The 13,503-nt window shown below is 72.8% G+C and carries 12 protein-coding genes; 6 read left to right on the top strand and 6 right to left on the bottom strand.

The features are described from left to right. The first annotated feature begins 218 nt into the window (after positions 1–218). Positions 219–1,415, top strand: a complete 1,197-nt coding sequence (locus tag B0I32_RS43555; protein WP_106249682.1) for an MFS transporter — start codon at positions 219–221, stop codon at positions 1,413–1,415. A 59-nt stretch (positions 1,416–1,474) separates the two neighbouring features. Beyond that, positions 1,475–1,744, top strand: a complete 270-nt coding sequence (locus B0I32_RS43560) for a GlsB/YeaQ/YmgE family stress response membrane protein (protein ID WP_106249683.1) — start codon at positions 1,475–1,477, stop codon at positions 1,742–1,744. Between the two features lie 120 nt (positions 1,745–1,864). On the opposite strand, the gene B0I32_RS43565 is transcribed toward B0I32_RS43560, so the two are convergent. The 3 genes from B0I32_RS43565 to B0I32_RS43575 form a co-directional block, all read right to left on the bottom strand. Continuing rightward, positions 1,865–2,923: a sporulation protein gene (locus B0I32_RS43565; RefSeq protein WP_106249685.1), complete on the bottom strand. Its 1,059-nt coding sequence runs from the start codon at positions 2,921–2,923 to the stop codon at positions 1,865–1,867. 85 nt (positions 2,924–3,008) lie between these two features. Then, positions 3,009–4,394 carry a glycoside hydrolase family protein gene (locus tag B0I32_RS43570; RefSeq protein WP_146178523.1) on the bottom strand — a complete coding sequence of 462 codons (1,386 nt, stop codon included), beginning with the start codon at positions 4,392–4,394 and terminating at the stop codon, positions 3,009–3,011. A 119-nt stretch (positions 4,395–4,513) separates the two neighbouring features. After that, positions 4,514–5,689: an SGNH/GDSL hydrolase family protein gene (locus B0I32_RS43575; protein ID WP_219912310.1), complete on the bottom strand. Its 1,176-nt coding sequence runs from the start codon at positions 5,687–5,689 to the stop codon at positions 4,514–4,516. Positions 5,690–5,807: 118 nt separating this feature from the next. On the opposite strand from B0I32_RS43575, the gene B0I32_RS43580 reads away from it, so the two are divergent. Further along, positions 5,808–6,455 (top strand): TetR/AcrR family transcriptional regulator, encoded by a 648-nt coding sequence (locus B0I32_RS43580; RefSeq protein WP_106249691.1) that lies wholly within the window; start codon positions 5,808–5,810, stop codon positions 6,453–6,455. 94 nt (positions 6,456–6,549) lie between these two features. Further along, positions 6,550–8,664 (top strand): SpoIIE family protein phosphatase, encoded by a 2,115-nt coding sequence (locus B0I32_RS43585; RefSeq protein ID WP_106249692.1) that lies wholly within the window; start codon positions 6,550–6,552, stop codon positions 8,662–8,664. Between the two features lie 36 nt (positions 8,665–8,700). Here the strand turns inward: B0I32_RS43585 and B0I32_RS43590 are convergent, their stop codons facing one another. Further along, entirely contained in the window at positions 8,701–9,060 is a 360-nt protein-coding gene (locus B0I32_RS43590) for a hypothetical protein (protein ID WP_106249693.1), read from the bottom strand. Positions 9,061–9,202: 142 nt separating this feature from the next. On the opposite strand from B0I32_RS43590, the gene B0I32_RS59210 reads away from it, so the two are divergent. After that, entirely contained in the window at positions 9,203–11,338 is a 2,136-nt protein-coding gene (locus B0I32_RS59210; RefSeq protein WP_245956427.1) for a protein kinase domain-containing protein, read from the top strand. Between the two features lie 158 nt (positions 11,339–11,496). Beyond that, entirely contained in the window at positions 11,497–12,261 is a 765-nt protein-coding gene (locus B0I32_RS43600) for an FHA domain-containing protein (protein ID WP_106249694.1), read from the top strand. Between the two features lie 95 nt (positions 12,262–12,356). On the opposite strand, the gene B0I32_RS43605 is transcribed toward B0I32_RS43600, so the two are convergent. Further along, entirely contained in the window at positions 12,357–13,043 is a 687-nt protein-coding gene (locus tag B0I32_RS43605) for a response regulator transcription factor (RefSeq protein WP_106249695.1), read from the bottom strand. Positions 13,044–13,077: 34 nt separating this feature from the next. Then, the gene (locus tag B0I32_RS43610; RefSeq protein WP_106249696.1) at positions 13,078–13,464 is read right to left on the bottom strand and encodes a VOC family protein; all 387 of its coding nucleotides are present in this window, start codon (positions 13,462–13,464) and stop codon (positions 13,078–13,080) included. Positions 13,465–13,503 lie beyond the last annotated feature (39 nt).

Below are 13,503 nucleotides of genomic sequence, written 5' to 3' on the forward strand. Positions count from 1 at the left end.
GGCTCCTCGGGGGTTGACTGGATCGGGCAGTGAGTCAACTTATTGCGGCCACTTTCTCCGGACTTACAACCCGATTGCAGACAGCGCGGCACCGAGCGCCGCCCGCTGCAAGGACACTTCTGACGCTATAAGACCGAGGGCCACACCTTCCCCCGAAATATCGACCTATATGGTCATGTACGTGCTGTGCGTTATAACGAGGCGGAACCGGCTGCCCGATGTCTGAGCCGTCGCGGCGGGCGCTCGGCGTGCTGCTGGCCCACGCGGTGACCACGCAGGTGGTCACGTTCGTGCTGCGGCCGACGATGGCGTACCGGGCGATCGAGCTGGACGTTCCGTCGGCGTGGCTGGGCGTGCTCGGCGCCAGCTTCGCCATCGCCCCGCTGCTGCTGGCCCTGCCCGCCGGGCACGCGGCCGACCGGTACGGCGAGCGGCGCATGGCGGTGACGGGGGCGCTGACCCTGGTCGCGGCGGGGATCGCGTTCCTGACGCTCGGGCACACCGTCGCCGGCCTGGTCGCGGCCGGGATCCTGCTCGGGACCGGTCACCTCGGCTGCGTCATCGCCCAGCAGGCGCTGGTGGCCAACACCACCCGCAGCGGCGGCCACGACGCCGCGTTCGGCCGCTACACGTTCGCCGCCTCGCTGGGCCAGGCGGCCGGGCCGGTGCTGATCTCGGTGTTCGGCGGCGAGCAGGCCATCCCCGACACCGGCGCCATCTTCCTGTGGTCCTGCGGCCTGGCCGTGCTGCTCGTCGTGCTGTCGGCGCTGCTGGCCCGCAGCCCGCGCCCGGAGGCCGGGGACCGGGACGACGGCGGCGGCGTGCGCTCCCTGCTGCGCCGCCCAGGGCTCGCGTACGCCCTGATCACCAGCTGCGTCGTGCTGGCCGCCGTGGACATCACACTCGTCTACCTGCCGGCCCTGGGCACCGAGCAGGGGCTCACCGCCGGCACGATCGGCCTGCTGCTGACCGTCCGCGGCCTGGCCTCCATGGCCTCCCGGTTCTTCCTCGGCCGCCTGTCCCAGGCGGCCGGGCGGCGCAGGCTCCTCGTCACCAGCACGGTCGCGGCGGCGGTGGCCATGCTGCTCACTCCCCTGCCGATGCCGCTGTGGCTGCTGCTGGGCGTCCTGCTCGTGCTGGGCTTCGGGCTCGGCGTGGGGCAGCCGCTGACCATGTCGTGGCTGGCCGAGTCGGCGCCGCCCGGCCTGCGCGGGCGGGCGATGTCGCTGCGGCTGGTCGGCAACCGCACCGGGCAGATCCTGCTGCCGGGGGCGGCGGGGCTGGTCGCGGCCGGGCTGGGGGCCGGAGGCGTCCTCATGGTCACGGCGCTCGGCCTCGGCTGGGCCGGCGTGGCCGCGCGACGACTCCCCGCGGACGGCGGGAAACATGGCGGGAAACACGGCGGGAAACTCTGAGGACCGGTCGTACGTTGACGCGGTGACGGGAGATCGCCGGCCTTCTTCGGAGGCGCAGCATGGAAATCACCGGAATCATCTCCGGCCTCATCGTCGGCATCGTGATCGGCGTCCTGGGACGGCTCGTCGTTCCCGGCCGGCAGCGCATCCCGATCTGGCTCACCATCGTGATCGGCGTGGTCGCCGCCCTGATCGGCACCGCGATCGCCGCCGGGCTGGGCGTGGCCGACACGGGAGGCGTCGACTGGATCGAGCTGGTCATCCAGATAGCGCTCGCCGCGCTGGGGGTCTCGCTGACGGCGGGCATGTACGTCAAGCGCCGCGAGTGACCCCGGCCACGGGCGGCGCCCACCGGGCTGGGTGGGGCCGCCGCCCGTGATCGGTGCCGCGCGGTCAAGGGCGCGTGGCGGGCCGGTCAGGTGACGCGGACGTCGCCGGGCACCCCTCCGTCACCAGTCGCCGCCCTCTTCGTCCCCCTCGAAGAACTCCTCCACTACCTCCTCGACGACCTCACCGGCGACGAGCCCGCCGACCACTCCGGCCGCGCCGGCGGCGGCCACCATGCCGAGGCCGGGACCGCCGTGGTGGCCGTGGTGCCCGTGGCCGTGGTGCCCGTGGCCGTGGTGCCCGTGGTCGTGGTGCCCGTGGTCGTGGTGCCCGTGGTCGTGGTGCCCGTGGTCGTGGTGCCCGTGGTCGTGGTCGTGGTGACCGTGGTGGCCGTACGAGGAGCCGGGGTGGCCGTACTGGGAGAGGCCGTCGAGCCAGCGGCCGAGCTCGCCGGCCCAGTCCGTGCGCAGGGCGTCCTCGTGGCTGACGTGGAAGCGGCCGACGGCGTCGCTCGACGAGTAGCGCCCGCTGCGCTTGTCGGCCTCCAGGACGACGTCAAGACCGGCCGGGTTCGCCACGAAGGTCACCTCGACCTCGCCGACGACGCCCGCGTACTGCCCTGACGGGTAGAACTCGATCTCCTGGTAGAACGGCAGCTCCTGGTGCACCCCGTACAGCCGCCCCGCCTCCAGGTCGGCCGACTTGAAGGCGAAGCCGAGCCCGAGGAACGCCTCCAGGATGCGCAGCTGCGACGGCAGCGGCTCGACCGCCACCATGTCGAGGTCGCCCTTGTCGACGGCCTTGGCGATGGCCAGCTCGGTGCGCACGCCGACCGCCATGCCGGTGAGCGGCTGCCCGCCGATCTCGCTGATCGGCGCCTCCCACGGGACCGGCAGGCTGAAGCCGATCACGCGGTCCTCGCCCTTGCGCAGCGTGAAGGGGCCGGACACCTGGGCGCGGGAGAACTCGCCGAGCCCGGCCGCCTCGCCGTCGCCGTGCTCGATCTCGACCCTGGCCACCAGGCCGAGGGTGACGTGCTCGATCTCGGCGTCGAAGTCACCGCCCTTGAGCCGGACCTCGCCCTCCAGCGTGCCGCCCGGCTGGGTCCGCGGCGTGGACAGCACGGTGTCCACCGAGGGTGCGCCGACACCGAACGCGCCCAGCATCCTTTTGAAGACCAAGGCTCTGTACTCCCTGTCGAAGATCGTTGTCTGCCGCCGCGTCAACGATCGGCATCGGGCCGGAGTTCCGGCCCTCCCCGACAGGTCAGCGGCCGCTCCACTTGATCTCGTACGCCTTGAGCGCGAACTCCTTGCCGTCCACGGTCGTGCTGACCGCCTTGCCGGTCGTGTTGACCAGCAGCAGCTGCTCCGGCTGGGCCAGCACCCTGACCGCGGGGTCGGAGGAGTCCACGGACTCGATCCGCGCCCCGGCCGGGAACCACTTGGCGAAGCCGGTCATGAGCCGCCCGGTCGGCGTCAGCGCGCCGCCGCGCGGCTCCCACATGCAGCCCTGGCACGGGCCCTGCTTGGCCTGCGGGTTCCAGTAGAGCGCGGTGGCGGCGCCGCTGCGGGCGAACTCCATCATGGACGCCGCCTGCACGGCCAGCCGCTTGGGCTCGTCCCACTTGGTGCCGTCCTCGGGCACGAAGTACCACTCCGACCACCAGACCGGCAGGTCGTCGGTCTTCTCGCGCAGCCACTTGGTGACCGCGCTGAACTTGCTCAGCGCCCCGAACTCGTCGGGCAGCAGCTCGTGCGCGTCGGTGACCGAGGCGCCGTCGACCACGATGAAGTCGGCGCCCTTCTTGTGCTCGTACCAGTAGTCGAAGGCGTCGAGGACGTTCTGGTTGACCACGCCCCAGTCGCCGCGCAGCTCCGAGTCGCCGCCGTTGTTGCTGTCGAAGCCGATGTACGGGCCGCCGACCTGCGCGTCGGGACGGGCGGCCTTCACCGCGTCGTAGACCTTGTTGTACATCTGGGTGTAGCCCTTGTAGTCCGCGGGCTTGGCGTGGTCCTTCCAGAAGCCCTTGAACTCGTTCCACACCATGAAGTACTTGACGTCCTTGTACCGGGTGGCGACCGCGGCCGAGAGCTTGGCGAAGTCGTCGAAGTGCTCGGGGTAGGGGGCGTCCTCCAGGTGCTCGCCCCAGGCCGACTCCTCCGTGGGACCTTCAGGGCCGCCCTTCATCCAGTCGGGCGCGCAGCAGAGCGTGATGACCGGGGTGGCCCGCGACTGCCGCATGACACCGATCCGGCTGTCGAGGTCCTCCCAGTAGTACTGACCGGGATACGGCTCGGGGTTGAGCGCGCCGAAGCCCATGATGTGCTGGTTCTGCAGCATCGGCGTATCGGCGAGGGCGCCCGCGACGGCCTGCTCGAACTCACGCGTGACGTTGTTGGCGCTGGTGCCCGTGTGGGTGAAGCCCCAGCGGGGCCAGCCCTCCTCCACCGACGGCGCCTTGGCCGCCGGGCTCGCGCTCTCCGTCTCGGGCGCGTCGGCGCTCTCCGTCGCCGGCGGCGGGGCCCCCTGCTCCGCCTGACCTGTCGCGCCGCAGCTCGCCATGACGACGGCCAGGGCGCTCGCCCCGGCCGCACAGGCGGTGGCCCTGCCAAACCGCCGCCACCACGATCCCCCGGTTGTCCGTGCCACCCGATTCTCACCTGATCCCAACGCTGAACATGCCGCTCGTAGCGTTCCATGGCGGGACCGACAGGGGCACATCGGGGGGAAAGACTCACAGCTAATCGTTATGTACGGGCGGTTGCGGATCAGCGGAACAAGGCGTCCGGGACGGCGTCGGCGAGCGCCTGGTAACCGGCGGGGTTCAGGTGCAGGTGGTCGCCCCCGTCGTACGCCGCGGCGAGCCGTTCGTGACGGGCCGGGTCGCGGACCGCGCGGTCGAAGTCGATCACCGCGTCGAAGCGCCCCGACGTGCGGATCCACGCGTTGACCGTCTGACGGGCCGCCTCCCGGTGGCCGAGCGGGTCGTCGTAGGGGTCGTGGCCGCCGAAGGGCGTGAGCGTGGCCCCGTAGACCAGCAGGCCGCACGCGTGGGTGCGCAGGACGATCTGGTCGAAGGCGGCGATCAGGTCTGCGGCCGTCCCGGCCTGGGCGGCGGCGGTGGGTTCCGCGGTGCCGAGGTCGTTGACGCCCTCGAAGACCACCAGGCGGCGGGCCCCGCTCTGGGCCAGCACGTCCCGGTCCAGGCGGGCCAGGGCGCTGGGGCCGAGGCCGTCGTCGAGCACGCGGTTGCCGCCCGCCGCCTGGTTCGCCACGGCCACGTCCGGCCCGAGGCGGGCGGAGAGCCGGTCGGGCCAGCGGTCGTCGCCGTTGGTGGTGGAGCCTCTGCCGTCGGTCAGCGAGTCGCCGAGCAGGACGACCGTGGCCGTGCCTGGGCCGGCCCACGCCTCGACGCCGCTGATCAGGTACCAGTGGTCGACGGCGGTGGCGGCGGGCAGGAAGGCGGCGTCCACGTGGTCGCCGGTGGCCAGGTGGGAGGTGGTGCGCGACCCGGGGTGGGAGGTCAGGGCCGAGGAGCGCTGACCCTCTGACAGGTGGACGGTGACGGTGAGGACGGATCCCGGCGCCAGGTCGGCCGCCACCGGGTCGGAGACGACGTGCGCGCCCATCGGGACGACGGCGGACGCGCGGCCGGAGAAGGTGACCGGGCGGGAGGAGCCCGGCCGGATGCCGTTCACGCCCGACGCCCCGTCCAGGGGCAGCGCCACCGCCACGCGGGTGAGGGGCAGGGGCGCACCGCCGAAGGCGTTGGACAGGCGCAGCCGGAAGCGCGGGCCGCCCGCCGACACCCGTACGGTCTGGCGCAGGGTCGTGTCCGCCAGGACCAGGTCCTCCTTGGCGTACGGCGGGGGCGGCATGTTGCCGGGCTCGGTGAGCTGCGGCATCGCCGTCCAGGTCGTCACCCAGTGCCCGTTCGAGGTCATGTGCGGCGGCTCCTCCATCGGTTTCCGGCACGATACCGAACGGGTGCCGTTCGCTTTTTACCCGTGCTTGTCGATCAAGTCACAGGTTCGGCGGCGCACCCCGCCTAGGGTCGCGTCCATGGACTCTCCTCCAGAAGGCGGTGAGCGGCAGCTGATCCTGCGGGTGGCCACCAGGCTCTACTCCGCGCTCGGCTATGACAACACCTCCGTCGAGCAGATCGCCGACGCCGCCGGAGTGGACCCGGCGGACGTCAACGCGTGCTTCGCCGGCAAGCAGCAGCTCTATCTGGAGGTCATGGAGCAGGTCCGCGAACTGGTCACGACCACCCTCCAGGCGCGGACGGACGAACTGGCGGCCGCGCCGCCCGAGGGCCGGGGACAGGCGTTGCACCGGTTCATCGACGCCTACATCGACATGTGCGTGGCCCATCCCGAGGTTCCGGCGCTGTGGATGCACCGCTGGCTGTCGGACGCCAGCGACATCTCCGAGGTGGAGACGAGGGACGCCCAGCCGCTGACGCGGTTCATCGTGAACAGCGTGACCCGGCTGGCCGAGCCGGTGCGGGCGGATCCGCTGCACCTCACGTACACGATGATCTGGTGTGTGCACGGCTTCGTGCTCAGCGGGGTGCTCGACGGCCGCGGGATCAGGATCGGCATCGACGATTCCGCCCAGCTGGGACGCTTCCGCGCGCACATGCACCAGCTCTTCGGCCGGGCGCTCGGCCTGCCCCCGCTCTCCGGCGAGGTCTCCGGGGCCACATGATCGGCCGTATATGCCTTATGCGTGTATTCTGCCCGTATGGGGGGTTTGAGGGGACCGTCCGGCGCCTGCCGCGTGAGCGGGGACTGGTGAGACGGTGCCGGCGAGCGAGGTTGCGGCCCACGGCGCGGCGAACGACTCGTCCCGCCTCGACGAGCTGCTGATCGGCTCCGTCACCGGCACCGGCGCCCACGTCGGCGCCGTCTACGTCCTCGACAGGAGCGGCAAGCTGCTGCGCATGGTCACCGAGGTCGGCCTGCCCAGCCCGATCGCGCGGTCGTTCGCCCGGATCAGGATGACCGAGGCGATGCCGATCTCCGTCGCGGTCCGCGAGCAGCGCTTCATCTGGATCACCGGCCGCGAGCACCTGGCCCGCGAGTTCCCCGGTGTGGCGCTGTCGCTTCCGTACCAGTTCGCGGCGGCCCTGGCCCCGGTCTGCGCCGGTGACACCGTCGTCGGCGGGTTCTTCCTGCTCTGGCCGGCCGGCCGGGTCACCGAGCTCGATCCCGGCCAGATCGCCGTCATCAGCGACACCTGCGCCCGGCTCGGCGAGCTGATCAAGCGGGCGGCGGAACGCGGCCGGCCCATCACCGCCGGGTCCCAGCCGCGGGTCCTCGGGCCGCGCCCCGCCCTGGAGGCGGATCCGAGGGCCGACCTGGTGGCGCTGGAGCTGGTCAACCGGCTGCCCGAGGGGTTCTGCGGGCTGGACGTGGACGGCTGCGTGACCCTGATCAGCGCGCAGGCCTCCGACCTGCTCGACCTGCGCCCGTCCGACGTGGTCGGCAAACGGCTGTGGGAGGTGCTGCCGTGGCTGGGCGATCCCGCGTACGAGGACCGCTACCGCGCCGCGGTCGTGGGCCGCCGGACCACCCGCTTCGTCGCCCGCGACCCGGAAGGTCGGCGGCTGACGTTCGAGCTGTGTCCCGGGCTGTCCGGCCTCACCGTACGCATCACTCCGGCCCCGGTGCCGGGCGGCTCCGAGCTCGAACCCGCGGAGGGCGTGCCCCCGCCCCGGATGATCGCCGTGCACGACATCCTGCGGCTGGCCACCTCCCTCGCCCGGGCGATGACCGCCCAGGAGGTGATCGACCAGGTCGCCGACCACATCATGCCCGTCTACGACATCCAGGCCCTGGCCATCCTCACCGGCAAGGGCGGACGGCTGCGGGTGGTCGCCTCGCGCGGTTACAGCCGGCGCGCGGTCGAGGAGTTCGACGAGCGCCGCGCGATCCCGCCGGCCCAGGGGGACGCGCAGACGCCGGCGTTCTTCCGCAGCTGGGAGGAGCTGCGCGAGACCTACCCCGACGCCGTCCGCTCCGACGACATGAGCGCGTGGGCGTTCCTGCCGCTGATCACGTCGAGCCGGCCCATCGGCACGTGCGTCCTGGCCTACGACCGGCCGCACGAGTTCAGCATCGACGAGCGGGCCTCGCTCACCGCCCTCGCCGGGCTGATCGCCCAGGCGTTCGAACGGGCCCGCCTCTACGACGTCAAGCACCAGCTCGCGCAGTGCCTGCAGTCGAGCCTGCTGCCGCGCACGCTGCCCCGCCTGCCCGGCCTGGACGTGGCGGCCAGGTACGTGCCCGCCACCCCCGGCATGGACATCGGCGGCGACTTCTACGACCTGATCCGCCTCAGCGACACCAAGGTCGCCGCCGTCATCGGCGACGTGCAGGGCCACGACGTGACCGCGGCGGCCCTCATGGGACAGGTGCGCACCGCCGTCCGCGCCCACGCGACCGCCGGCGCCAGCCCCGGCGAGGTGCTCGCGCACACCAACAGGCTGCTCACCGAGCTGGCCCCCGACCGCTTCACCAGCTGCCTGTACGTCGCCTTCGACCTGGACCGGCACACGGCGTGCCTGGCCAGCGCGGGCCACCCGCCACCCGTGCTGGGCCGTCCCGGCGTCCCCGGGCAGGTCGTCGAGACCTCGCCCGGGCTGCTGCTCGGCATCGACCCGGACGCCGAGTACGTCACCGCGGACGTGCCGCTGCCGCCGGACTCCGTCATGATCCTCTACACCGACGGGCTCATCGAGGAGCCCGGCCTCGACCTGGGCGACTGCATCGCCGCCCTGGCCGCCGGCTTCACGCCGTCGCCGCGCCGCCCGCTGCACGCGCTGGCCGACTCGCTCATCGCGCAGGCCGGGGTAGAGCGGCGCACGGACGACATCGCGCTGCTGCTCGTCCGGGACGACCTCGCGCGGGGGTGACCACCGTACGGGCGGGACGACCTCGCGCGGAGGTGACTACCGCACGGGCGAGAGACGGAGCACCGCCTTGCTGCCCGACAGCGACAGGATGCGCACGCCGATGCCGTTGACCGAGCCGGTGGAGCCGCGGCCGAGCACCGCCTGCGACGACACGTACGCCCCCGTGCCGCGCACCTTGACCGTGCTGGAGTTGAACGCGATGGCCAGCCTGGTGATGCCGAAGCGGGAGCTGACCCGGAACGAGACGCTCTTGGTGAGGGTGAGCTTGCACTTGCCGTCGTAGCAGGCCCGGAGGTTCGGCTTGGCGGTCGCGGTGGTGGCGGTCGCGTGGGCGGCGACCGGGGTGAGGGCGAGGGACGCGGCCACGGCGAGCGCGGTGGTGATCTTGGCGAGCATGATCCTCCTTGCTATCCGGAAATGTCATGAGGTTTTACGGAAATCGAACCCTGGTCAATGGTGCGGCGATCCCTCCGGGACCGGTCCCGGCGAAACCCAGCGTGATCGATCTCTCACTCGTTAGCCTCTTTTCGTGCGCTTGATGCAGGGGCGGTCCAGAGCGGGGAAGCTCGCGGCACGGCGGGGCACGGCCGTGGACGGACGTTACCGGCTGACCCGGCCCCTCGCCCGCGGACTCAGCGGCGAGGTCTGGCTCGCCCGGGATCTGGAGCTGGGCCGCGACGTCGCGCTCAAACGGGTGGCGGTGGAGGGGGCGGCCGGCCTCGACCGGCTGTGGGCCGAGGCGCGGGCGCTGGCCAGGTTCAGCCATCCGCACGTGGTCACCCTCCATCACGCCGTGCGCGCGGGCGGGCGGCGCGGGCTCGCGCTGTGGCTGGTGATGGAGCACGTGCCCGGCGGCAGCCTGGAGGGGCGGGGGCCGCTGCCTCCTGGGGTGGCGGCGCGGATCGGGGCCCAGATCGCGGGCGCGCTGGCGGCCCTGCACGCGGAGGGCATCGTCCACTGCGACATCAAACCGGGCAACGTGGTCGTCACCGGTGACGGCACGGCCAAGGTGGCCGACTTCGGGGCCGCGTACCGGGTGGGGGGCGCGGAGACGATCACCCCGAACAGCGCCGTCGGCTACACGCCCGACTACGCCGCGCCCGAGGTGGTGCGAGGGCGGCCGGAGCCGAAGTCGGACGTCTTCTCACTTGGCGCCACGGTGTACGCCCTGGCCACCGGCCACCCACCCCGCCGCGGTGCCCTGCCGAGCGACACCACACCACCCGCCGACCCGCCCAACGGCGTGCCCGATGATCCGCCCAGCAGTCCCTCCGGCAACCCACCCGATGAGCAGACCGGCAGCCCCTCCAGCAACCCGCCTCATGATCCGCCCAGCAGTCCCTCGGGCAACCCGTCTGATCAGCCGTCCAGCAGGCCGCGCGACCCCGCCGGGGCACTCATCGCGGCGCGTCAGGCGGCCAGGGGCGCCGTCTTCATGGACGCCGACGCCGGGCCGCTGACCGGTGTCCTGGCCGAGATGCTCCGGCGCGACCCGGGCGACCGGCCCGACGCGGACGAGGCCCGACGGCGGCTGGAGGAACTGGCCGACCCGGCCGCTCCGCTCCCGGCCCTCGACGCCGAACCGGCGCCGTCCCGGTCACCGGCCATCGGCTTCGCCCGAATCCCTCACCCGCACGCGACCGGCCGCGAACGAACCGGCCACGAGCGGATCGGCCGCGACCGGCACCGGCGAAGCGCGGCCGTGCTCGCGATGGTGATCGCCGGGATCACCGTAGCGGCATGGGCCTGGTGGTCCTGGACCCCGGGCCCTCCCCCGAGCCCCGCGGCCCGTACACAGGACACGCGGCAACCCCTGCACAGCGCGGGCGGGAAGGTCATCGGCGACCCCCGCACCGCCGACCCGTGCGCCCTGCTCGACCCCGCCTCCCTCGGCCGCTTCGGCGAGACCGAACTCGACTCCGACTACGGCAACTTCGACCGCTGCGACGTCCTCATCGAGCCCGGCGGCGACAGCGTCGTGGACGTCCGGGTGGACTTCAATCTCGATCCCCCGCCCGAACAGGCGGCCGCGACCGCGAAGACCGGCATCGTCGCGGTCGTGCAGGAGCCGGGCGGCAGCGACTCGTGCGAACGCTCGCTGGCGCTCTCCGGAGTCACCGACACCACCATCACCGTCACGGCGAAACGGGACGACAAGGGCAAGGCGCCGCTGTGCGCCATCGCCGACGTCGCCACGACGGACGCCGTCGAGGCGCTCAACCGGGGCCCGATGCCCCGCCGCTCCCCCGCCCTGCCCCCGGAATCCCTGGCCGGCCTGGACGCCTGCACGCTGCTGCACGCGCGGGACCTCGAGATCATCCCCGGCGTCGACGCCGCCGACCCCGACCACGGCTTCGGCGGCTGGGACTGCGACTGGGTAAGCACCACCAGCAACCTCGGGCTCGACCTGCGCTTCGACCGGGGCCCGAGGCCGGACGCGGCCGGCGGCACGGCCACCCGCCTCAACGGCCGGCCCGCCTTCGTCAAACCGGAGGACGAGGGCGACGAGACCTGCCTGGTGCTGATCGTCCACCGCACCTACGCCGACCCGCACGGGCGCACCGCCGCCGAGACGGTACGCCTGCTGGCGCACGGCTCCCGTCCGGTGCCCCGGCTCTGCGCGATGGCCACCGACCTGGCCAGAGCCGTCTCGACCCGGCTGCCGCGCACGTGAGACACCCACGGGCTCAGGAGGTGAAGGGTCCGGGAGATGTTCAGGGAAAGGGCCCGGACCCGCGAGCTCGGGAGGCGAGGGGTCGGGGAGACGTTCAGGGAAGGGTCCCGGAGGCGTTCGGGCAGGCTTGAGGGAGCGACGAAGGAAGGCGGGCGAACATGAGCGCTCCTGACAGCCTGGCGCGCGGCGTCGCGCCGGCCCCGCCGGGCACCCTGCACGCGCGTACGGTGCACGGCGGTGTGGAGGTGCGGCCCAGGGCCGGTCTCACCGTCAGGTTCGGCCGGGGCGAGGAGCCCGACGTGGACGTCTGCGTCGGTGAGGACGACCTGTGGGTGAGCCGCAAGCACGGCGAGCTGACCTTCCGCGAGCGCCGGTGGTGGCTGCGCAACACCGGCCGGCAACTGCTCCGGCTGCCCAAGGGGCGGCTGATGCACGCCACGACCGAGGCCGTGCCGCTGGCCGAGGGGTACACGCCGGTGTTCGTGCGCGGGTCGAGTTACCGCGAGCATCTGGTCGAGCTGTACGTCTCCGGCCACGACGAGGAGCGCTCCCCGCGCCGCCGGGCCGAGACGCTGCCGCCGAAGCGGTGGTCGCTCGACGACGAAGAACGGCTGCTGCTGGTCGTGCTGGGCCAGCGTTACCTGCTGTACGAGGAGGGCCCGCGGCCCCTGTCGTACCGGCAGGCGGCCGAGCAGCTGGCCTACCTGCGGCCCGGCGCCGACTGGCGGGAGCGCAGGATCGAGAACCGGATCGAGGCCGTACGCAAGCGGCTGCACGCGGGCGGCTTTCCCTACCCGCTGACGCACGACAGGAGGGCCGGCGGGCCGTCGGACAACCTGCTGCACAACCTGCTGCGGGGGCTGGTGGACTCCACCACGCTGGTGCCGCCCGACCTGGACCTGCTGGAGGACGACGGCGGCTGAACGGCCGCTGGAGAACCACGGCCGCAGAACGGTGGCGGACGGACGATGGCCGGAGGGTGACCGGCGGACGATGGCCGGAAGGTGACCGCCATGGGTCAGCGGGGCGGCTCGCGCAGGACGAAACCGGCGCCGCCGGCGGAGTGGAGCATGCGCGGGTGGCCGTCCGACTCCAGCTTGCGCCGCAGCCCGCCGACGAACGCGTCCACCGGGCTGCCCGTGACCTCGAAGTCGTAGCCCCAGACGCGTTCGAGCAGCAGTTTGCGGGACATCGCCAGGCCGGCGTTGCGCGCCAGCACCTCCAGCAGGACGAACTCGCGCCGCGTCACCCGCACCTCGCGGCCCTCCAGCGTGACCCGGCGGGCGGCGGGGTCGAGGGTCAGCGGGCCGACCTCGACGGTGACGGCGGGCGCGGGGGCGATGTGGCGCAGCAGCGCGCGCAGGCGCAGAACCAGCTCGTACAGGTCGAACGGTTTGATCACGCAGTCGTCGGCGCCGGCGGCCAGCCCGGCTGCCCGCTCCTCGACCTCGTCCCGTTCGGCGAGGATCAGCACCGGCGCGTGCGTCCCGGCCTCGCGTAATCGGGTGCACACCTCGATGCCCGACATGCCGGGCATGGAAACGTCCAGCAGGATCGCGTCAGGAGGAGCGGCTCTGACGCTGTCCAGGGCGAGCGGCCCCGAGTCGACGGTGTCGACGGCGAAGCCCTCCATGCGCAGGCCACGCCAGAGCGCGCGCTGCAGGGTCTGGTCGTCGTCCACGGCGAGAATCCGGTAGGCGGTCATGCGCGTGCTCCTCGTGGTGCTCGCGGCCCCGGAGTCAGCGGGCGTCGCGCCGCAACGGGTGGTCGGCCGGGACCTGCACCAGAACGATACGGTGACCGTCGGGATCGGCGATCCACAACTCGATCAATCCCCAGGGCTCGGTACGGGCCTCGCGCAGCACGGTGACGCCGGCCCGCCGCAGGCGTTCCTCCTCGCGGGCGACGTCGCGTACCTGCATCCACAGCGACACGCCGGGCCCGGCGCCGTCCGGCGAGCTGCCCGACAGCTCCAGCAGCCCCTGGCCCAGGAAGAAGACCACGCCGGGGTGGTCCGGCGGGCCGAACTCGCGGTAGACGGCCAGGCCGAGCGTCTCGGCGTAGAACCGGCGGCTGCGGGCCGGGTCGCGGGGACGCAACAGCACACGACTGCTCAGCACCTCCATGCCGGACCCCTTCCCCGCTCGCCCCGGCCCTTCCCCCTC

The sequence above is a fragment of the Nonomuraea fuscirosea genome (genome assembly GCF_003001935.1).
GTDB classification, from domain to species: Bacteria; Actinomycetota; Actinomycetes; order Streptosporangiales; family Streptosporangiaceae; genus Nonomuraea; species Nonomuraea fuscirosea.

Coding starts and splice junctions, on each gene's coding strand:
- B0I32_RS43555 (WP_106249682.1), top strand. CDS start 219: ATGTCTGAGCCGTCGCGGCGGGCGCTCGGCGTGCTGCTGGCCCACGCG.
- B0I32_RS43560 (WP_106249683.1), top strand. CDS start 1,475: ATGGAAATCACCGGAATCATCTCCGGCCTCATCGTCGGCATCGTGATC.
- B0I32_RS43575 (WP_219912310.1), bottom strand. CDS start 5,689: ATGACCTCGAACGGGCACTGGGTGACGACCTGGACGGCGATGCCGCAG.
- B0I32_RS43580 (WP_106249691.1), top strand. CDS start 5,808: ATGGACTCTCCTCCAGAAGGCGGTGAGCGGCAGCTGATCCTGCGGGTG.
- B0I32_RS43590 (WP_106249693.1), bottom strand. CDS start 9,060: ATGCTCGCCAAGATCACCACCGCGCTCGCCGTGGCCGCGTCCCTCGCC.
- B0I32_RS59210 (WP_245956427.1), top strand. CDS start 9,203: ATGCAGGGGCGGTCCAGAGCGGGGAAGCTCGCGGCACGGCGGGGCACG.
- B0I32_RS43600 (WP_106249694.1), top strand. CDS start 11,497: ATGAGCGCTCCTGACAGCCTGGCGCGCGGCGTCGCGCCGGCCCCGCCG.
- B0I32_RS43605 (WP_106249695.1), bottom strand. CDS start 13,043: ATGACCGCCTACCGGATTCTCGCCGTGGACGACGACCAGACCCTGCAG.
- B0I32_RS43610 (WP_106249696.1), bottom strand. CDS start 13,464: ATGGAGGTGCTGAGCAGTCGTGTGCTGTTGCGTCCCCGCGACCCGGCC.